16 protein-coding genes and 1 pseudogene are annotated in these 19042 nt (G+C 64.3%); 8 read left to right on the top strand and 9 right to left on the bottom strand.

Going from position 1 to position 19042, the window contains the following annotated elements; translation table 11 throughout:
• Nucleotides 1-303: 303 nt before the first annotated feature.
• The 4 genes from edd to NLN62_RS16465 all read right to left on the bottom strand — a co-directional run bounded on the left by edd (nt 304) and on the right by NLN62_RS16465 (nt 6135).
• A complete protein-coding gene (gene edd, locus NLN62_RS16480; protein ID WP_254109435.1) occupies nt 304-2133 on the bottom strand; it encodes a phosphogluconate dehydratase in 1830 nt (609 codons plus the stop codon).
• A gap of 155 nt (nt 2134-2288) precedes the next feature.
• Nucleotides 2289-3767 (bottom strand): glucose-6-phosphate dehydrogenase, encoded by a 1479-nt coding sequence (gene zwf, locus NLN62_RS16475; RefSeq protein ID WP_254109433.1) that lies wholly within the window; start codon nt 3765-3767, stop codon nt 2289-2291.
• 51 nt (nt 3768-3818) lie between these two features.
• Entirely contained in the window at nt 3819-4778 is a 960-nt protein-coding gene (locus NLN62_RS16470; RefSeq protein ID WP_256575921.1) for a carbohydrate kinase, read from the bottom strand.
• A gap of 118 nt (nt 4779-4896) precedes the next feature.
• On the bottom strand, nt 4897-6135 hold the full coding sequence (locus tag NLN62_RS16465; RefSeq protein WP_254109429.1) for an ROK family transcriptional regulator: 1239 nt from the start codon (nt 6133-6135) through the stop codon (nt 4897-4899).
• A 210-nt stretch (nt 6136-6345) separates the two neighbouring features.
• Between NLN62_RS16465 and NLN62_RS16460 the strand changes: the two genes are divergently transcribed.
• From NLN62_RS16460 to NLN62_RS16450, 3 genes are all read left to right on the top strand, one after another.
• Nucleotides 6346-7365 (top strand): substrate-binding domain-containing protein, encoded by a 1020-nt coding sequence (locus NLN62_RS16460; protein ID WP_254109427.1) that lies wholly within the window; start codon nt 6346-6348, stop codon nt 7363-7365.
• A 106-nt stretch (nt 7366-7471) separates the two neighbouring features.
• Entirely contained in the window at nt 7472-8554 is a 1083-nt protein-coding gene (locus NLN62_RS16455) for an ABC transporter permease (RefSeq protein ID WP_051389776.1), read from the top strand.
• On the top strand, nt 8551-9360 hold the full coding sequence (locus NLN62_RS16450; RefSeq protein ID WP_254109424.1) for an ATP-binding cassette domain-containing protein: 810 nt from the start codon (nt 8551-8553) through the stop codon (nt 9358-9360). Before NLN62_RS16455 ends, NLN62_RS16450 begins: the two co-directional genes overlap by 4 nt.
• Before the next feature lie 68 nt (nt 9361-9428).
• On the opposite strand, the gene NLN62_RS16445 is transcribed toward NLN62_RS16450, so the two are convergent.
• Entirely contained in the window at nt 9429-10262 is an 834-nt protein-coding gene (locus NLN62_RS16445; protein WP_254109422.1) for a PhzF family phenazine biosynthesis protein, read from the bottom strand.
• A 56-nt stretch (nt 10263-10318) separates the two neighbouring features.
• Nucleotides 10319-11341 (bottom strand): LLM class flavin-dependent oxidoreductase, encoded by a 1023-nt coding sequence (locus NLN62_RS16440; protein ID WP_254109420.1) that lies wholly within the window; start codon nt 11339-11341, stop codon nt 10319-10321.
• 182 nt (nt 11342-11523) lie between these two features.
• Here NLN62_RS16440 and NLN62_RS16435 point away from each other — a divergent pair, with 182 nt between their 5' ends.
• Nucleotides 11524-12795 (top strand): DUF2157 domain-containing protein, encoded by a 1272-nt coding sequence (locus NLN62_RS16435; RefSeq protein WP_254109418.1) that lies wholly within the window; start codon nt 11524-11526, stop codon nt 12793-12795.
• Entirely contained in the window at nt 12792-13403 is a 612-nt protein-coding gene (locus NLN62_RS16430; RefSeq protein ID WP_254109416.1) for a GDYXXLXY domain-containing protein, read from the top strand. The genes NLN62_RS16435 and NLN62_RS16430 overlap by 4 nt, the downstream gene beginning before the upstream one ends.
• Nucleotides 13404-13419: 16 nt before the next feature.
• Here the strand turns inward: NLN62_RS16430 and NLN62_RS16425 are convergent, their stop codons facing one another.
• The gene (locus NLN62_RS16425; protein WP_051389778.1) at nt 13420-14775 is read right to left on the bottom strand and encodes a PLP-dependent aminotransferase family protein; all 1356 of its coding nucleotides are present in this window, start codon (nt 14773-14775) and stop codon (nt 13420-13422) included.
• Nucleotides 14776-14934: 159 nt separating this feature from the next.
• Between NLN62_RS16425 and NLN62_RS16420 the strand changes: the two genes are divergently transcribed.
• From NLN62_RS16420 to NLN62_RS16410, 3 genes and pseudogenes are all read left to right on the top strand, one after another.
• Nucleotides 14935-15795 (top strand): DMT family transporter, encoded by an 861-nt coding sequence (locus tag NLN62_RS16420; protein WP_027523596.1) that lies wholly within the window; start codon nt 14935-14937, stop codon nt 15793-15795.
• Between the two features lie 178 nt (nt 15796-15973).
• Nucleotides 15974-16123, top strand: a pseudogene (locus NLN62_RS16415) (DUF1214 domain-containing protein); the annotation flags it as partial.
• A gap of 72 nt (nt 16124-16195) precedes the next feature.
• Nucleotides 16196-16567: a hypothetical protein gene (locus NLN62_RS16410; RefSeq protein ID WP_027523597.1), complete on the top strand. Its 372-nt coding sequence runs from the start codon at nt 16196-16198 to the stop codon at nt 16565-16567.
• Nucleotides 16568-16969: 402 nt separating this feature from the next.
• Here NLN62_RS16410 and NLN62_RS16405 read toward each other — a convergent pair whose 3' ends face one another.
• Both NLN62_RS16405 and NLN62_RS16400 read right to left on the bottom strand, forming a co-directional pair.
• On the bottom strand, nt 16970-18184 hold the full coding sequence (locus NLN62_RS16405; protein WP_254109415.1) for an EAL domain-containing protein: 1215 nt from the start codon (nt 18182-18184) through the stop codon (nt 16970-16972).
• 285 nt (nt 18185-18469) lie between these two features.
• On the bottom strand, nt 18470-18895 hold the full coding sequence (locus NLN62_RS16400; protein WP_254109414.1) for a hypothetical protein: 426 nt from the start codon (nt 18893-18895) through the stop codon (nt 18470-18472).
• Between the last annotated feature and the right edge of the window lie 147 nt (nt 18896-19042).

Below are 19042 nucleotides of genomic sequence, written 5' to 3'. Positions count from 1 at the left end.
CGATTTGCCTTCTGCTCGGTGCTGCGGGTCTCGCCATTCTGGCTTACGGGGTCATCGGCACGAAACCAAGCGCAAAGCCCCAAACGAAATTCTACAGAAATTTGGCTACCGCATTGATCACCGTCGGCGCGCTCTTCTTCCTCGGAGTGTCGTATTTCGCCCAGGTGTTCGTCCGATGAGGATCATCGCTTTGGCAGGACGGAGATCAGGATAGGGCAATAGCGTAGGAGAATTGCCCGTCATCGTCGTTCACGGTCCGCCATGAAATCAATCGATCGTTGATGGTCATGGCTTTTGCCGCCTTCAACCGGCAAAAACGCTTGCGCCGGTATCGGCGCAACTGACCCGCTCGCGGAAGAAGCCGAAGAGCTCACGACCGACCCCCACATGCGCTGCGGAGAGATCGGCTTGCGCGTGGGCTCGCGTGGCCCATTCGCTCGGCTCGACAAGCACCTCAAGCCGGCCGGCGGCGGCGTCGAGTCGAATGACGTCGCCGTCGCGAATCCGAGCAATCGCACCGCCGTCGGCGGCTTCAGGAGTGACGTGAATGGCTGCAGGAACCTTGCCGGAGGCGCCTGAGAGCCGCCCATCCGTGACAAGCGCGACCTTCAGGCCACGATCTTGAAGTGAGCCAAGCGGCGGCATCAGCTTGTGCAGCTCCGGCATGCCGTTGGCCTTGGGGCCCTGGAATCGCACCACCGCAACCAAATCGCCTGCGAACTCACCCGCAGCGAACGCCTTTTGCAGATCGTCCTGGGAATGGAAGACGCGTGCAGGAGCTTCGATGATATGGCGCTCGGTCGCGACTGCAGATGTCTTGATGACGGCGCGTCCGAGATTGCCGTTGAGAACCCTAAGGCCGCCTGTTGCGTGGAACGGATCGGCAATTCCTCGAAGCACGGCAGGATCGCCACTTGCGATCGGTCCGTCGTGCCACGTTAACGCTCCGTCGGCATCGAGCGCCGGCTCCTGCAGGTAGGCGTCGAGTCCATCGCCGCAGACGGTCAGGACGTCACGGTGCAGAAGCCCCGCCGCCAGCAATTCCCGTATCAACATGCTCATCCCACCGGCAGCATGAAAATGATTCACATCTGCCGAGCCGTTGGGATAGATGCGCGCGATCAGCGGGATCACCTGCGCGAGGTCGGCGAAATCGTCCCAGGTGAGCATGAGTCCAGCTGCGGCAGCCATGGCAACCAGATGCAGCGTCAGGTTGGTCGAGCCGCCGGTCGCGTGCAGTCCGACGATGCCGTTGACGAAAGCGCGCTCGTCGAGCATGCGGCCGATCGGGGTATATTGATTGCCGAGCGAGGTGATGTTCAATGCCCGTTTGGTGGCCGCGCGAGTCAGCGCATCGCGCAAGGGCGTGTTCGGGTTCACGAAGGATGCGCCCGGCAACTGCAGGCCCATGATTTCCATCAGCATCTGGTTGGTATTCGCCGTACCGTAGAAGGTGCAGGTCCCGGCGCCGTGATAGGCCTGCGCTTCGGCCTCCAGGAGAGCTTCGCGACCGAGCTTTCCTTCCGCGTAGGCCTGCCGGATTTTTGACTTGGCGTCGTTGCCCAGGCCCGAGGTCATCGGACCGGATGGAATGAATACCGCGGGCAAATGCCCGAACGAGAGCGCGCCGATGACAAGACCCGGCACGATCTTGTCGCAAATGCCGAGAAACACCGCGGCATCGAAGGTTTGATGCGACAGCGCGACTGCAGTGGACAAGGCGATGACGTCCCGCGAAAACAGCGAGAGCTCCATCCCCGATTCGCCTTGCGTGATGCCGTCGCACATCGCCGGAACGCCGCCGGCGACCTGGGCAACGCCACCTGCTGCGCGCGCGCTCTGGCGGATCAAATCAGGGAAACGCTCGTAGGGCTGATGAGCCGACAGCATGTCGTTGTAAGCCGTGACAATTCCGAGACTGGGAACGCGGCCATCCTGCATCAGCTTCTTGTCGTGCGCCCCGCAAGCCGCAAAGGCGTGGGCCTGATTGGCGCATCCCAATCGCCGCCGTACCGGTGTGGTGGCCGCTGCCGCGATGCGGTCGAGATAACGTGCGCGGCTGTCGTGGCTGCGGCGAGCAATGCGATCCGTCACCTCGGCGACCCGTGCATTGACCCTTGCATCGATCTTCATACAAGCCTCCTGTTTGCGAATTGTCCGTCTGCAATGCCTGGCTCTGCGCCATCGGCGCGGCTACGCCGCTCGAGCGAACGGGACCCGCTGCCGATGTCCGGCAGGCGCTGACGGCAAAGGGAACGAAAGAGTTCGATCTCTGAACGGATCAGGGATCATGGGCCGTCCTCCGCCCATGTTCGGCCATCGCGTTCGATCAAGGCGACGGCGGCGGAGGGGCCCCAGCTGCCGGCGACATAGGGGCGGGGGAGCTCATTCATCTGGCTCCACGCCTGACGGATCGGATCGATCCAGCACCATGCTGCTTCGACCTCGTCCCGGCGCATGAACAATGTGGCGTTCCCGCGGACCACGTCCATCAACAACCGTTCGTAGGCGTCCGGCACCGAGACGTCGAATGCTTCCGCAAAGCTCATGTCGAGGGGGGTATATTGCAACCGCATGCCCCCCGGCCCGGGCTCCTTGATCATGAGCCACAGCTTGATTCCCTCGTCCGGCTGCAGGCGGATCACGAGTCGGGTCTGCAAAGCTTTTCCCGACTCCGAATTGAAGATCGAGTGAGGGACCTTCCGGAAAGTTACGACAATCTCGGAGCTGCGTTGTTGCAGCCGCTTTCCGGTGCGCAGGTAGAAGGGAACGCCGGTCCAGCGCCAATTCGCAACCGCCACCTTGAGCGCCACGAAAGTCTCGGTCGTACTCTGGCGATTGGCGATCTCGTCGGTGTAGCCTGGAACCGCTATGCCGTTGCATGCGCCGGCTCGGTATTGACCCGGCACCGTCAGGACCGCTGCGTTTGTCTCGTCGATACGCTCAAGCGACTTGAGGACCTTGAGCTTCTCATCGCGAACGGCGGCGGCTTCGAGCGAATATGGCGGTTCCATCGCGACGAGACACAACAGCTGCAGCAGATGGTTCTGCACCATATCGCGCAGGGCGCCCGACTCGTCGTAGTAAGCGCCGCGTTCCTCCACGCCAATGGATTCGGCGACCGTGATCTGCACATGGTCGATGTGGGCGGCATTCCACAGCGGCTCGAACAGCGCGTTGGCAAAGCGCAGCGCCATAAGATTCTGTACCGTCTCCTTGCCGAGATAGTGGTCGATCCGGTAGACGCGCTCCTCCGGGAAAATCTTGCCGACGGTTTGATTGAGCCGGACTGCGGACTCGACATCCTTGCCGATCGGCTTCTCGATCACGATCCGAGAGTCGCCTTTTGCAAGACCGTAACGACCCAGTCTCTCGCAGATTGGTCCGAAAAGATGCGGTGCGGTCGCCAGATAATGGACCTGGATGCGTTCGGCGTACTTCGACAAAGCGGCCGCAAGATCGGTCCACCCGTTCTCGCCTTCTGCGTCGGCGGCCACGTAGTCGAGGCGCGCCAGGAAGCGATCGAGTTCGGGTCCGGTCGTTTTCGATTCCGGCACATGTTCCAGGATCGCAGAGCGCACCATTGCGAGGAATGCATCCCGGGGCATTGGGCCGCGGGCAACGCCGAAAATGGTCGCCGCATCGGGCAGCTGGCCCGCAAAATCGCGGCGAAACAGCGCCGGCAAGAGCTTGCGGCGCGCAAGATCGCCCGTCGCTCCGAAGACGGTCAGGACAAAGGGAGCCACCGGGATCGCGCGGCTTTTCATGCGCGCCCCTGCCTCAATTCGAACCGATCCGATGCTGCCATCTTGCATTCGTCAGCCTCTCAGACGTGGACTCAGACTTGCTGTGACGTCGGCCGCAGTCGGCAGATCGGCGCCACTGCGGGAGACGGTGATGGCGGCGGCCGTCGTCGCATAAGCGAGCAGGTCGCAAATCGTCGACGGCTCGAGCGTCGCGATCGCCTCGGGATGTAGCCTTCCGGTCTTTGCGAGCTGCGCGAGCAGCGCCGCGTGGAAAGTATCGCCAGCGCCCACAGTGTCGCGCACGACGACCGGGCACCCCGGCACCGAAACGCTACCTCTTGCGGAAAAGGCGGTTGCTCCCTTCGCGCCCTCGGTCACCACCACCAGGCCCGCCCCGCAGTTGAGCCAGTAGGCGGCGGCATCGGCGATCGAGACACGACCACCCCATGCAATGCGGATGTCCTCGTCACTTGCCTTGATCATCGTGGCCGTCCGGTAGAAGCGTTCCGCAGCGGCGGCCCAGCTTTCCAGATCGCCGACGACGGTCGGACGTAGATTCGGATCGACGCTGATGACGCGACGCCGGTGCTCGCGTTGGGCAAGCGCGGCAAATGTGGAGCCCACCGGTTCAACCGCCATGGAATAGGAGCCGAAGGTCAACGCCTGAATATCGTCCGGCAGCGTTGCGGGAAGATCGGCAAGCCGAAGCGAACGATCCGCCGCGCCCTCGCCATGGAACGCGTAGTTCGGCTGACCGTCATCGGTTGTCGCCACGACCGAAATCGTGGACAGCCGATCGGTGCGCACGAGAAAGCGATCGTCCACTCCTTCGCGTGCGAGCCCGTCCGCGAGGAACGCGCCGAACTGATCGCGCGAGATGCCACCGAGAAAGGCCGTTTCAACGCCAAGCCGGGCGAGGCCGATCGCGACATTGAAAGGAGAGCCTCCGGCAACAGCGCGGGCCGACATTTCCGCTTCGTCGGGCGCCTTCATAAACAGATCGATGAGCGCTTCGCCGCACACGAGAATCATGATGCCGCGACCGTGTTGATCGAAACAATCATCAAGGCCGTTCGGCGCAAGCCGCGAAGGGCATCTCCGTCAGGGGCGATCATACGCTGGGGGAGCGGAGCCATTCCGTTGACCATGCTCACTCCTTGAAGAGCACGTCGTAATCGCGAGCGAATGCCGCGAGCAACGGTAACGCCGCGCCGCCAATCGCGCGCGCATCCCGCCCGATCGAGCCCTCCACCACTACGGCGTCGGTGAGGCCCTGGCGGTCCATGCGGGCCCAATATTCGTTTGTGCGCGAAACGAGGCGCCGGCGCACATCGACCGGAAAGGCCCCGTCGATGATGATGGCCTCGAAGTCGATGACTGCCAGCGATGCGGCGATCGCCTGCGCCAGGGCCTCGGCGGCCTCCGCAATCCAGGCTTCGAGCGGCTCGTCGAAGCTCGACCAGTCGTCGGGCGAGAGCCAGATATCGGTACCGTGTCGACCAGCGGCGATCAGTCGTCGCTCCAGCCGGTAGATGGAGGCGGTGCGGATCAGCTGTTGAAGGCTTGTCGCGCCGTTTTCCTCGCGCCGCATGATCGGCATGGAGCCGAGCGCGCCGGCGTTGCCGCTGCGGCCCGGGAAGAGACTGCCGTTGAGGGCGATGCCGCCCCCGACGAATGCGCCGACGTAGAAATATGCGAAGTCGCGATAAGCTGCGCCGGCACCGAAGTTGAGTTCGGCCGCACATGCCGATGTTGCGTCGTTGCAGACGCGCACCGGCCATGAGCCGAAGTGGCGCGAGAGCTCGGCGGCAACGTTGAAGTCACGCCACTTTCCCAGCAGGCCCGGCGGCGTTTGCAGATCCGCTTCCCAGTTCCACAACTCGAAGGGCATTGCGACGCCAATGCCGCTGATTCTGCCTTGCTGGGCTTCAGGCAATGCTGCGAGCAGATCCGGCATCTCGCGTTCTACAAACGCCATGATGTCTTCGGGCAGGGGGAAGGAATAAATCGTCCGGCGCCTCGCGCGGATGCTGCCAATGAAATCCATCAGCACCAGATCGGAACTGCGCCGCCCAATCACCAGCCCGAGTCCGAAGGCACCGTCCGGGTTGAGCGAATAAGGAACGGAAGGTTGGCCGATGCGGCCGCGCTGCGGTTCGCCCGCGAGCAGCAGGCCATCAGCCTCCAGCCGGTTGATGATTACGGTTGTCGTCTGGGTGGAAAGACCGGTCAGGCGCGCGATCTCGACCTTGGCGAGACTGCGATGGCGCCGAATGAGGGACAGGATCAGGCGCTCGTTATAGAGCCTCACGCCCGACTGGGTCGTGCCGCGGCTCCCACCCGACAAGGCGGCCGGAAGATTCCCCGCAAGCGGTGCTGTTTCGTCCATCCTCGGCTCCCCAAACTCCGTGGTCATTTGCCGTCGCCGTGGTCTTATGGCCCATCCTGGGCGGTTGCTCGTGACAATGTACGAATCCGGTGGCCGGAGTCAATTAATAAATCGGGATGATTTATTTATTGACAGAACCGTTCTCGTCCTTCTAGGATCATCAGAACGCGGTCCAACCGCGGCCAACAAATGTTCCACGGGAGGGAATAAATGCGTCAACCATTCGGACTATTCGCTGCGCTCGTGCTCGCTCTGGGCGCCACCGGCGCCTCCGCTGCCGACAAGCCGATCGTCGGCCTCATCACCAAGACCAATACCAACCCGTTCTTCGTGAAGATGAAGGCGGGCGCCGAGGAGGCGGCCAAGTCGAATGACGTTGAGCTGCGCTCCTTCGCCGGCAAAGTCGACGGCGACAACGAGAGTCAGGTCGCAGCGATCGAGAACCTGATCGCGGCCGGCGCCAAGGGCATCCTGATCACGCCGAACGACTCCCGCGCCATCGTGCCGGCCGTCGAGAAGGCGCGCGCTGCTGGCATTGTGGTCATTGCTCTCGATACGCCGCTCGATCCCGCGACTGCGGCGGACGCGACCTTTGCCACCGACAATTTCCTGGCCGGTCAGATGATCGGGCAGTGGGCTGCCAAGATGCTGGGGCCCAAGGCGGCGTCCGCGAAGATCGCGCTGCTGGACCTCAACGTGAACCAGATCTCGGTCGATGTCGCCCGCGATCAGGGTTTCCTCAAGGGCTTCGGTATCGATCTCGGCAATCCCGCCAAGATTGGTGACGAGAAGGACGCGCGCATCGTCGGACATGATGTGACGCTCGGCAGCGAGGAAGGCGGTCGCAAGGCGATGGAGAATCTGCTGCAGAAGGATCCGGGCATCTCGCTCGTCTACACCATCAACGAGCCGGCGGCGGCGGGTGCCTACGAGGCGCTGCGTTCGGTCGGCCACGACAAGGACGTGCTGATCGTGTCCGTGGACGGCGGCTGCCCCGGCGTGCGTAATGTGAAGGACGGCGTGATCGGCGCCACCTCCATGCAGTTTCCGCTGCTGATGGCTGCGAAGGGCGTCGAGGCGGTGAAGGTCTACGCCACGGGCGGCGGCAAACCCAAGGCGTCGCCCGGCATGGACTTCCTCAACACCGGCGTCGAACTCGTCACCGACAAGCCGGCCGCCGATCTGCCGTCGATCGACAGCGCGGCCGCATTGAAGAAGTGCTGGGGCTGATCCCCAAAGCGTTCCCCTGACAAGGCAGGCGCCCGGAGGACGGGCGTCTGAGAATAACGCAAACGTTTGCTCCGAACCTGGCTCGGTACGCAAGAGGAAACCGGCGATGACCGATATCGGAAATGCCCACCCTGGTGGTCAGGCCTTCGAGCTCGTGCTCGACAAGAGCGAAAACCGCGTGGCCGAATTCGAGGTCCGCGCGAAGTCACCCCTGCAGAAGCTGCAGCACCTTCTCCACGCCAATCCCACGGCCGTGCCGGCGATCGTGCTCCTGCTCAGCGTCGCGGCGTTCGGATTCACCGTCGGCCCGCGCTTTCTGTCGCTGTTCAACCTGTCGCTGATCATTCAGCAGGTTACGATCATCGGCGTGATCGGGGTTGCCCAGACGCTGATCGTCATCACGGCCGGCATCGATCTGTCGGTCGGGGCCGTCATGGTGCTGTGCTCCGTGATCATGGGCAAGCTTGCGATCGCAACAGGGCTCGCGGCGCCGCTGGCGCTCCTCATCGGTCTTGCCGTGGGTGCGGGTTGCGGGGCCATGAACGGCGTGCTGGTGACGCGCCTCAAGCTGCCGCCCTTTATCGTCACGCTCGGGACCTGGTCGATCTTCTTCGCCCTCAATCTCTGGTACTCGGCCTCCGAGACCATCCGCTCGCAGGAAGTGGCGAAGACCGCTCCGCTGCTGCAGGCACTTGGAACGCCGGTGGATGTCTTCGGCGCCCGCTTCACCTACGGCTCCTTTTTCATGCTGGGGCTCGTGGCCTTCATCTGGTTCGTGCTGAACCGCACAGCCTTCGGACGCCACCTCTATGCGGTGGGCGACGATCCCGATGCTGCGCGGCTTGCCGGTATCCGGACCGGCCGCATCCTCTTCGCCGTCTATGTGATCGCCGGCATGATCTGCGCGCTCGGCGCCTGGGCGCTGATCGGGCGCATCGGCTCGATCAGCCCGCAGGCCGGCCAGACCGCCAATCTCGACAGTATCACGGCGGTGGTGGTCGGCGGCGCCAGCCTGTTCGGCGGCCGGGGCTCGATCATCGGCACGCTGATCGGCGCCTTGATCGTCGGCGTATTCCGCAACGGGTTGGCACTGTCCGATGTAGACGTGCTCTGGCAGGAATTCGCCGTCGGCTGGCTGATCATTGTTGCTGTGGCCCTCGATCAATGGATCCGCAAGGTGTCGGCATGAGCATCGCATCCAACACATCCAACACATCCAACACTCTTCAGCCGCTTCTGCAGGCGCGCGGCCTCGTCAAGCGCTATGGTCGCGTGACGGCGCTCGATGACGCCGATTTCGATCTCTACCCCGGCGAAATCCTCGCCGTCATTGGAGACAATGGCGCGGGAAAGTCCTCGCTGATCCGCGCGCTCTCCGGAGCACTCACTCCCAACGCGGGCGAGATCAGGCTCGATGGCAAGCCCGTCGCGTTCCGCTCGCCTCTCGATGCGCAGGCTGCAGGCATCGAGACCGTGTATCAGACGCTTGCGCTGTCCCCGAGTCTATCGATCGCCGACAACATGTTCCTTGGGCGCGAATTGCGCCGGACGGGGCCGCTCGGCACGGTCTGCCGCATGCTCGATCGCAAGGCCATGCAGCGCATCGCCCGCGAAAAGCTCACGGAGCTCGGGCTCATGACCGTGCAGAGCATCAATCAGCGCGTCGAGACACTGTCGGGAGGCCAACGCCAGGGCGTGGCGGTGGCGAGGGCCGCGGCCTTCGGTTCGCGCGTGGTGATCCTGGACGAACCGACTGCGGCGCTCGGGGTCAAGGAATCCCGTCGTGTGCTCGAATTGATCCTCGACGTGCGGCGGCGAGGTCTGGCGGTCGTCTTGATCAGCCACAACATGCCGCACGTGTTCGAGATCGCGGATCGTATTCACATCCATCGGCTCGGCCGGCGGCTCACCGTGATCGATCCCAAATCCTATACGATGTCGGATGCCGTTGCCTTCATGACCGGCGCGCGGGCACCGGTCGAAGCAGCAGCCTGATCGGTCCGCCATCCCGATCGAATTGTCCTGGCTGACCCTCTCGGCGGCATCGTGATGCCGCCACATCCTCACCCGGCCAGGACGCGGACGGTCCCGTGAACACGGGCGCTACCCCCGGCTTCGGTCGGCGCATCCGCGTGCAGAAGGCAGGGGACACCCATGTCATCGCCTTGCACCACTTCGATGCTGTCTGCGCCGGCAATGCCGAGATCGCGGAGATAGGCGACAAGGGCTGCAGCGGCAGCTCCCGTGGCCGGATCCTCGTAAACGCCGCCGGCCGCGAACGGATTGCGCGCATGGTAGCGCGAGGGACTCTCCGCCTGGATCAGGCTGATCGTCGTCAAACGCCAGTCGCGCATCAGTTTGGCGCCGGCCGGCAAGTCGTATTTCATCGCGGCCAGGCGCTGACGGTCGCGGATCGCGAGCAGCAGGTGACGTGCGCCAGCTTCGATGATCGCCGGAGGGAAGCGGTCGTCGAGGTCGGCCTGCGACAGCGCAAAGAGGTCGAGCGACCGATCGAGTAGCTCCGGCGGCGCGGGCTGATTCCGGGTAGGCGCCGATTGAAGAGCCGCGCTGAGACCGCGCGCGGTGCGAAAACCCTCGACGATCGCCGTTCCGCCGTTCAGTTCAAGCGTGATCGGCCCGCTTTCACCCCTCTGAGCCAGAGCCGCGCCCAGTGCGATCGTCGCGTGGCCGCAAAACGGTACTTCCGCCTCGGGGGCGAAATAGCGGACGCGATAGCCCTTGGCAGTCGGTGCCGCAAAAACCGTCTCTGAATAGCCGACCTCTGCGGCCAGCCTCTGCATGTCGTCGGCTTCCGGCAGCACATCGCAGATCACCACGCCGGCGGGATTGCCGCCCTGATCGTCACGCGTGAATGCCGCAAGCCGTTGCACGTCCATGTCGATACTCCTCGCCATAAGCTCGATGGGTTTGGTTTCGTAGAGATAGTGACGCCTCAGCGCCACCCCAGCGCCGGCGCGACATGCTTCAGGATCGCTTCGATCGCGTGGGCGCAGTAGGCGACGCCCAGCTGGTTGGGAATCGTCAGCAGCAGCGTATCGGCCTCCGTTATGGCCTCGTCGTTGCGGAGCTGCTCGATCAGGACATCCGGCTCGGCGGCATAGCTGCGGCCGAAGATCGCGCGCGTCTGCGGGTCGATGAATCCGATCTGGTCCTCGGATTCGCCGCCACGCCCGAAATAGGCGCGATCGCGATCATCCATCAGCGCGAAGATGCTGCGGCTGACCGAGACGCACGGCTCGCGGGCGTGGCCGGCCTCCTTCCAGGCGGCCCGGTAGGCGCGAATCTGCGCGGCCTGCTGCACGTGGAAGGCTTCGCCCGTCTCGTCGTTCTTCAGCGTCGAGCTTTGCAGGTTCATGCCGAGCCTGGCCGCCCAGACGGCGGTGGCGTTCGAGCCGGCGCCCCACCAAATGCGCTCGCGCAGGCCGTCGGAATGTGGCTCGAGGCGGAGCAGGCCGGGCGGGTTTGGAAACATCGGATGCGGATTGGGTTTTGCAAAACCCTCGCCGCGGAGGAGGTCGAGGAAAACCTCGGCATGACGCCGGCCCATGTCGGCGTCATCGGCGCCTTCGGCCGGCTGATAACCAAAGTAGCGCCAGCCATCGATCACCTGCTCGGGCGAGCCGCGGCTGATGCCGAGCTGTAGCCGTCCGCCGGCGATCAGGTCGGCGCTACCTGCCTCCTCCGCCATGTAGAGCGGATTCTCGTAGCGCATGTCGATGACGGCCGTGCCGATTTCGATACGGCTGGTCCTCGCGCCCACTGCCGCCAGCAGCGGAAACGGCGAAGCAAGCTGGCGTGCGAAATGATGGACGCGAAAATAGGCCCCGTCCGCGCCCAGCTCCTCGGCGGCGACGGCGAGCTCGATGGATTGCAGCAGCGTATCCCCGGCCGAGCGGGTCTGCGACTGCGGCGAGGGCGTCCAGTGCCCGAACGAGAGAAATCCGATCTTTTTCATGGCGTTAATCTAGTGATGTCCCGATTGGTTTGCGATGGGCATTCTGAACATGGCGAAGACTCGAGATTTGCCCGTCTGCGCCCGGCATCCGCGAGCGGAGCGTCACCGGATGATGACGTTCGAACCTTGTACTGGCTGCTATCGTCTAATGAGGCAACCAATGTTTCCCAGCGACAAGGGCAATGTTCGACCGAAACTACCGCCAGCGACTTGAAGCTGATCTTGCGCAGTGGGAAGCCGATGGCGTGATCGCGCCGGCGGCCGCCGCCAGCATCCGCAATGTGCTTCCGCCGCTCTCCTCCGGCATCAACATTGCCGTGGTCGTGGCCATCGTCGGCGGCCTGCTGATCGCAGCCGCATTCCTTGCCTTCGTCGCCGCCCACTGGACGGAGCTTGCGCGCCTGTTGCGGTTCGCAATTCTCATCGCCGGCATGATTGTTGCCGGCGGTCTCGGGGCGTGGTTCGCACACACGCAGCGGCCGGTTCTCGCCGATCTCTGCGCCGGCATCGGCGCGATCATCTTCGGCGCCGGCATCGCTTTGGTTGGCCAGATGTACCATCTGGGCGGGGACTTTGCCGGCGGCATGCTGCTGTGGTCGATCGGTGCGCTTGCGGCGGCGCCGCTGACCGGCTCGCGCGGCGCGCTTGCGGTCGGGCTCGCGGCCGCCTGCATATGGAGCTGCATGCGTGTCTACGATACGCCCGACGCCCTGCATCTGCCGTTCGCGGTGGTTTGGCTCGTCGCCGCGGGTCTCGCGCTTGCCTGGAACTCGCGCGTGGCCGCTCATCTCGTCGCGCTTGCCGTGCTGCCGTGGTGGATCGTGGCAGCGCTTGGCTTTGGTTTCGACAATCCTCAGCCGTCATTCGTTCTCGCTGACGGCGCGGCGTTGCTGTTCGGCGGCGGGCTTGCGATCGCAGCAGTGCCCTCGCAAAGGGCGCTCCGCTTCGGAGGCGTTTTGTCGGCCTATGGGGCATTTTCGCTGGCCGTCGTTGCCGTCCTCGAGGTGACGACTGTCGATGATATCTTCCGTATCGAGCCCGGCTCTGCCACTGCACAACCGCTGTGGGCCATCATGTGCGGGATCGCAGGCGCGATCCTCGCGTTTGCATCCGCCGGGATCACGAAGCGGATGGGTGAGGCCTTCGCAGGATGCGCGATCGCCCTCGTCCTGGTCGCTGCCCCCCTGTGGTGGGCGTCTCGGGCAGGCGAGCCATGGCTGGCCTATGCCGCTCTCCTTTGCGCGATGCTTGGCCTTGTCGTCTCCGGCATGCTCGATGCGGTACGCCCGCGGATCGTCGCGGGCTGGCTCGGGATCGCCGGCGTCATCGCTGGCATCACCTGGGTGGTGAAGGGCTCATTGCTGCGCCGCTCGGCCTTTCTTGCTGCAGCCGGCGTCATTGCTGTTGCATTTGCGACGGTCCTGGACCGCGCGCTGTCGAGGACCGACGAATGATCGAGGCCCTGGCTCCTCTCGCCGTGTTCTGGCGGCGCATCCCGAAAGCCGTGCTGTTCGGCGCGGCCATCCTGATTCAGTGTGCGCTGCTGATCGTGATGGTCGTCGATCGCATGCAGATCTTGCGCGATGGCACGGAGGTGACCTTGCAGACGCGGCCTGTCGATCCCCGCGACCTCTTGCGCGGCGACTATGTCGTGCTCGGCTACGATATCTCGCAATTGCCGGCGGGCGCGCTCGCCAATCAACCGGCCGCCGCGCGCAATCCCATCGTGTTCGTGAAGCTCGCGCCCAATGCCGACGGCCTCTACGAGGCGGTCTCGGTGCACACTGAGGCGGTGGCAGTTACCCCTCCCGAAGTGCTGATCCGCGGCCGCGTCAATTACGGCGCATCCTGCGGCTCAGGCCGGCGCGCCTTCTGCGACAAGCTCGCGATCTCCTACAATCTCGAAACCTATTTCGTGCCCGAAGGCGAGGGCAGAAAGCTCGAACAAGCCCGCAACCAGAAGAAGCTGCGGGTCGTCGCAGCTGTGTTGCCGTCGGGCCGTGCCGCCATCAAGCGGCTGCTGCTCGACGGCGAACCGGTCTATGACGAGCCGTGGTTCTAGCCGTCGATCAATCCGGTCACATCTTCAATGCGCGGCGCATGACGTCCCAGACGCGTGGTTCCATCGATTGCGCCACGTTGAAGCGCATGAAGCGCGAAGCCGTTTGCGACACGCTGAACACGTTGCCCGGCGCGAGCACCGCGTCTTCGGCCAGGGCCGCGCGCGCGACTTGCGTCGAATCCAGTCCGTCCGGCAGGCGGCACCACAGAAAGAATCCGCCACGCGGCATCAGCCAGGGTTCGAGCCCGAGCGCGCCGAGCTTTCGCGCCACCTCGCGCCGGGTGCGCGTGAGCTTTTGCCTGAGCTCGTCCATGTGCTTGCGGTAGGTGCCGCCCGCGAGCACCTTCGCGATCACCTCGGTTGCGGCCGGGCTCGGGCCGCCGAAGCTGGTTGCGACCTGGAGGTCGACGAGATGCTCGATCCAGTCGGCGCGCGCGGCGATATAGCCGCAGCGCACCGAAGCGGAGAGCGTCTTGGAAAAGCTGCCGATACGGATGACGTTGGTGAGGCCGTCGAGCGCGGCAAGGCGCGGCGAACGTTCTGATTCGAAATCGGCAAAGATATCGTCCTCGATGATTGCCAGGTCATGTGCAGCGGCGACGCTCAGCACGCGATGCGCCGTTTGCAACGACAGCGTCGCGCCGGTCGGGTTGTGGAGTGCGGAATTGGTGATGTAGAGGCGCGGTCGCTCCGCGGCGAGGATTGCCTCGAAGCGCGCGACGTCCGGGCCCGACGGCGTGTAGGGCACGCCAATGATCTTCACCTGATGCGCACGCAGCAGGGCGCGAAAATTGAAGTAGCAGGGATCGTCGACCAGCACGGTGTCGCCGGGCCGCAGCAGGAAGCGGCAGACGAGGTCGGTGGCTTGTGTCCCCGAGGCCGTGAGCAGGAGCTGGTCGACCGAGGCCTCGATGCCGTCCTCGGCAAAGCGGGCCAGCAGATAGCGGCGCAGCGCAAGCGAGCCGCGTGTAGAGCCGTAGTCGGCAAGCAGGCTGTCATCGCTCCGGGCGAGCGCTCGGAAGGCGCGCCGCAAGGCGGCCTCCGGCATCCAGTCCGCCGGCAGCCAGCCGCAGCCCGGCTTGAGCGTCGTGGAATCCGCATCGAGCGATTGCCGTGAGACCCAGAACGGATCCACGGCGCGGTCGCGGCGCGGCTCGACACCGGTGAGCGCGAGCGGCGGCATGGTTGTCGCAGAGACGTAGAAGCCGGAGCCGCGCCGCGCCCGGATCAATCCTTCAGCCGCCAGGCGATCATAGGCTTCCACCACGGTGGAGGGCGAAACGCCCATGCTCGCGGCGAGCTTGCGGATCGACGGCAGGCGGTCGCCGGGGACAAGCGCGCGGCCCGCGACCTTGGCGCGGATGGTGCTCATCACGTCAGTGGTGCGCGCCCCGCCGCGGCCTCTGGTTTGCGTCAGTCTATCCAAGTGTATGGGCTTCCATACCGGTACAGTTTGGCCAGATTGTATGGGATTGTGGCTGGTTTCGCCACCGTCAAAAGGCCAGGGTCGCTCACGGGAAAGCGAGGCGACATGCAATCGGCCGGCAACGGATGGGGTAACGGACTTCTGGGCGTCGTCATCTTCAGCGGCTCGCTGCCGGCGACGCGCGTCGCAGTCGGCGGCTTCTCCGCGATCTTCCTGACCTCGGCGCGCGCGGTGATCGCCGCACTGTTAGGGGCGGCGCTGCTTGCCCTGCTTCGTCAGCAAAGACCCGCGCGAAAAGACCTTGCCTCGCTCGCCATCGTCTCGCTCGGCGTCGTGGTCGGCTTCCCGCTGCTGACAGCGCTGGCGCTTCTGCACATCACGTCGGCGCATTCGATCGTCTTCGTCGGCCTGTTGCCGCTTGCGACCGCAATCTTCGCCGTGCTGCGCGGCGGCGAGCGCCCGCGCTTGCCGTTCTGGTTGTTCTCGATCGTCGGCACCGCGACGGTCGCGGGCTTTGCGCTATCGGGCGGCGGCGCGGGCTCGCTCACCGGCGATCTCCTGATGGTTGCCGCGATCCTGCTCTGCGGCCTCGGCTATGCCGAAGGCGCGACGTTGTCGCGCCGGCTCGGCGGCTGGCAAGTCATCTCATGGGCGCTCATCCTCGCACTGCCATTGATGCTGCCCGTCGCGATCATGTCGCTGCCGCTGACATGGGACGGCATCGGCGCGCCGGCCTGGATCGGCCTTGCTTACGTCTCCGTCTTTAGCATGTTCGTCGGCTTCGTATTTTGGTACCGCGGCCTTGCGATCGGCGGCACCGCCAGCATCAGCCAGCTACAACAGCTTCAGCCCTTCTTCGGCCTCGCACTCGCCGGCCTCGTCCTGCACGAGCCGGTGGCGTGGAGCATGATCGCGGCGACCGCGCTCGTGGTCGTCTGCGTCGCGTTCGCGCGGCGGTTTGCGTGAGGCTGATGCCTCACCTCTGTCCCATCACCGTCAGCGTGCCTTCATTCGGGCGGCCGCCATCTAGTGTCAGGGCGATGCGATCAACGTTGATCTGAATCAACGCCCGTTCCGCAACTCTGGGTCTCATTGCATAAGGAGAGTTATCTCTTTGATGCATCGCATGCCCTACTTCGCAATGCCTGGAGCGGATAAGGAGTCGAACTGGCTGCCTGCACCCGCCGGCAAGTTCATTCTGATGCTGCGGATGTATTGGCCGAACGAGAAGGCGCCTTCGATCATCAACGGCACCTGGTCTCCGCCGGCCGTCAGAAGGGTTGCGAGCAGCTGATCGCAAAGGACCAGCAAACGGGAGCAGTGGTAGGAGCAGATCAAGGTTCAGCAGAACCTGAGGGAGGTCAAGATGAAGATCGCGCTTTTGTCGGCGGCACTCCTCGGAGGCCAATTGGTGATGCCCGTTTCCGATCGCGTTCCCCATTTGAATGTTGAGGCACTGTGCAAGGGCACAGCGGCCGATGACAAGGCGAATGGAATCGTTTTGGGGCAGAGTTTCGACAACTGCATGAGCGATGAAACGAAGGCTCAGCAGCAGCTGGTTGCCCTTTGGTCGGCAAATGCCGGTCCTGTTCGCGATCGCTGCGAAAAGGAGGCTACTTCAATTGCCTTCGCTCAAAGCTACGTTGATCTCCTCACTTGTATTCAGGAAGGCGACCCCGCGAGTCCGCCGTCCGGAGCCCCGTCAAACCGAGCAAGCAAGAAGCGAGACGCGAAGTAGATCTGTCGAACTAACAAAGGAGGCTGTCATGCAATACAGAACAAAACTGTGGTTGGCCGGCGCCGTTGTTGCCTGCGCAGCCATAAGCTCGGTGCAGTGGTCAGAAGATGAACTTTCGTTCTCGATTCAGAGCGCACAGGCCCGCGTCGGGCGGCCAGCGACGCCAGTAAGTGTCGCCGGCGTCGCGCGTCGAACGACGCGCCGCGCCGTCGTCGGCGGTGCGGCCGTAGGTGCAGCGGCCGCTGGAGCCGCCGTAGTGGCGCCAACTTGCGCCCGCGTGCTGGTCAATGGTGTGTGGGTCTGTCGCTAGGCGAGCGAACGGTCCTTTGGAGGTGATCGCAGCGACCGCACTCGTGGTCGCCCGCGTCGCCTTTGCGCGGCGGGTTGGGTGAGGCCGTCGCCTCACCCCTGTCCCATCACCGTCCGCGTCAGCGCGCTCCTTGCGAACTTCTTCAGCGGCATCGGCTTGCCGAAAAGATAGCCCTGCACGAGATCGAAGCCGATCTCGTTGGCAGCGACGAGATCGGCGCGGGTTTCGATGCCTTCGGCGACGCTGTGCGCGCCGTAATCGCGGGCGAGCTCGACAATGTGACGGCACACGTTGCGCTTCAGCGCATCGTTGCTGCTGCCGGTGACGAAGTGCCGGTCGGCCTTGAGCTTGACGAAGGGAAACCGGTCGAGGCCCATCAGCTCCGGCCAGTTGGTGCCGACATTGTCGATCGCGAGCCCGATGTTGTGGAAGCGCACCTCGGAGGCGACCTCGAGCAGCAGGTCGAGATCCCCGATCACCTCGTCGCTCGCGATCTCGATCGTCAACCCGCCGAAGGCGGGATGGGCGGGCATGCGCCGGCAGAGATCGCGCACGGCTTGTCCCTCGCGCAGGAACGAGGCCGGCAGGTTGATCGAGAGATCGACCGGGCTCTGCCGCTCCAGGAGATAGTGCCAGTCCTGCAGGGCGCGTTCGATCACGAACTCGGACAGTTCGCGAAAATGCGGATCGCGCTCCTCCGGAATGAAATAGGCCGGCGGCACCACCCCCCAGGTCGGATGTCGCATCCGCACCAGCGCCTCGGCGCCGCAGCGGATCAGTGTGCGTGCGTCGATCTTCGGCTGGTACCAGAGCTCGAGCCAGCCCGCGTGCAAGGCTTCGCCGACATGCACGGCGGGGCTCGGCGCCGGCTCGTCCGGCAGCAGCATCGCGATGCGGTCGCGCAGCGTCTCGGCGGCAAAGGGCGTCGTCAGGGGCGGCAGCATGGCAAGGCCATATTCCTCGCCGACCTGCTGCACCGCCTTCACGATGATCGACTCGCGCGCGCCGACAGCCAGCACCTTGCCGCCGAACTCCTCGCGCACCAGCGCCTCCAGAAATTTTCCCGGTTCGATGCCGTCGGCGGCGATGCCGAGCAGGATCAAATCGGGAAGCTCTGCGGCGAGCACGCCTCGCAGCTCGTCGGCATTGCCGCATTCGCTGGTGACGAAGCCGAGATCCTCGAGCACCTCGCTCAAGAAGGCACGCAGGTGCCGCTTGCCGTCAGCCACGCAAGCGCGAGGCGTTACCTTCCGCCGTCCGAAGGTTACAGTCTTCCGTCCGGCGAGCTCGCCCAGCCCCTCGTCCATCGCACACCACTCCCGTTCCGTGACAGCTTCATAACGGTGGGTGCGGCTCCAAATATGGAGAGCTTCAGCATCATTGTTGAATTATTTGGGTAACGTTAAAGCCCTCACCATATGTAAAATTGTATGGATCCTGTTGAAGAAGATTTCACACCCGCGTTTGTCTCGCGCACGCGGTGCTGCAATCGTTGCGATATCCGCGATGCTGCGCCCGCGAAGCGGCAACTCGGCTGACCCAGCGAAGAGGCGACACCGCGCGCGATGTCGCCTCATAGGATAACGCCGGTATCAGTTGCTGGCGGCCTTGTCGTGTCGCGCCATGCCGACCGCCTTGTAGTCATAGGTCGGATAAAACTCGGTCCGGTACGGCCCCCACGCGCTTTCCTCGATGATGCGATTGACCTCGCGCAGCCGCGAGGCCGGCAGGCGCAGCGTGACCACCTGGCCGATGCCCATCATCACGTACCAGCTCACCACCTCGACGCCCGCTGGCGGGAAGGATTTGTAGTAGCCCTGGTTCTCGAGCTGCGCATTCAGCTCGGGCAGGGGGCGCGACTGGTCGTGCTTGAAGAACACCGTGAGCATGACGGCATTGTCGGCGGTCGGCGCGGCATTGCCCGGCGGCGGCGCGGTCTGCGCAATGGCTGCAGACTTGATCGCCAGTGCGCCGGCCAGCAATGCGGCCATGGTCAACGTCGTTCTTGCAGATCTCATTTGCGAGTTCCTTTTCCATCACCGTCACCCCTGCGCAACGGCGAAGCCGTTGTCGCTGGAGGCGCTCACAGTGCGTAGCACTGTGAGCCTCGAAGGGCGACGGCCCGGCTCCAGCAGCGGGGCCCTTTCATCCTTCGAGGCTCGACT

The organism is Bradyrhizobium sp. CCGUVB23, assembly GCF_024199885.1.
Lineage (GTDB): Bacteria > Pseudomonadota > Alphaproteobacteria > Rhizobiales > Xanthobacteraceae > Bradyrhizobium.
Note: the sequence above shows the minus strand (reverse complement) of the source record. Positions and strands in the feature narration are given on the sequence as shown.

Coding starts and splice junctions, on each gene's coding strand:
- edd (WP_254109435.1), bottom strand. CDS start 2,133: ATGAAGATCGATGCAAGGGTCAATGCACGGGTCGCCGAGGTGACGGAT.
- zwf (WP_254109433.1), bottom strand. CDS start 3,767: ATGAAAAGCCGCGCGATCCCGGTGGCTCCCTTTGTCCTGACCGTCTTC.
- NLN62_RS16470 (WP_256575921.1), bottom strand. CDS start 4,778: ATGATTCTCGTGTGCGGCGAAGCGCTCATCGATCTGTTTATGAAGGCG.
- NLN62_RS16465 (WP_254109429.1), bottom strand. CDS start 6,135: ATGGACGAAACAGCACCGCTTGCGGGGAATCTTCCGGCCGCCTTGTCG.
- NLN62_RS16460 (WP_254109427.1), top strand. CDS start 6,346: ATGCGTCAACCATTCGGACTATTCGCTGCGCTCGTGCTCGCTCTGGGC.
- NLN62_RS16455 (WP_051389776.1), top strand. CDS start 7,472: ATGACCGATATCGGAAATGCCCACCCTGGTGGTCAGGCCTTCGAGCTC.
- NLN62_RS16450 (WP_254109424.1), top strand. CDS start 8,551: ATGAGCATCGCATCCAACACATCCAACACATCCAACACTCTTCAGCCG.
- NLN62_RS16445 (WP_254109422.1), bottom strand. CDS start 10,262: ATGGACGTGCAACGGCTTGCGGCATTCACGCGTGACGATCAGGGCGGC.
- NLN62_RS16440 (WP_254109420.1), bottom strand. CDS start 11,341: ATGAAAAAGATCGGATTTCTCTCGTTCGGGCACTGGACGCCCTCGCCG.
- NLN62_RS16435 (WP_254109418.1), top strand. CDS start 11,524: ATGTTCGACCGAAACTACCGCCAGCGACTTGAAGCTGATCTTGCGCAG.
- NLN62_RS16430 (WP_254109416.1), top strand. CDS start 12,792: ATGATCGAGGCCCTGGCTCCTCTCGCCGTGTTCTGGCGGCGCATCCCG.
- NLN62_RS16425 (WP_051389778.1), bottom strand. CDS start 14,775: ATGAGCACCATCCGCGCCAAGGTCGCGGGCCGCGCGCTTGTCCCCGGC.
- NLN62_RS16420 (WP_027523596.1), top strand. CDS start 14,935: ATGCAATCGGCCGGCAACGGATGGGGTAACGGACTTCTGGGCGTCGTC.
- NLN62_RS16410 (WP_027523597.1), top strand. CDS start 16,196: ATGAAGATCGCGCTTTTGTCGGCGGCACTCCTCGGAGGCCAATTGGTG.
- NLN62_RS16405 (WP_254109415.1), bottom strand. CDS start 18,184: ATGGACGAGGGGCTGGGCGAGCTCGCCGGACGGAAGACTGTAACCTTC.
- NLN62_RS16400 (WP_254109414.1), bottom strand. CDS start 18,895: ATGAGATCTGCAAGAACGACGTTGACCATGGCCGCATTGCTGGCCGGC.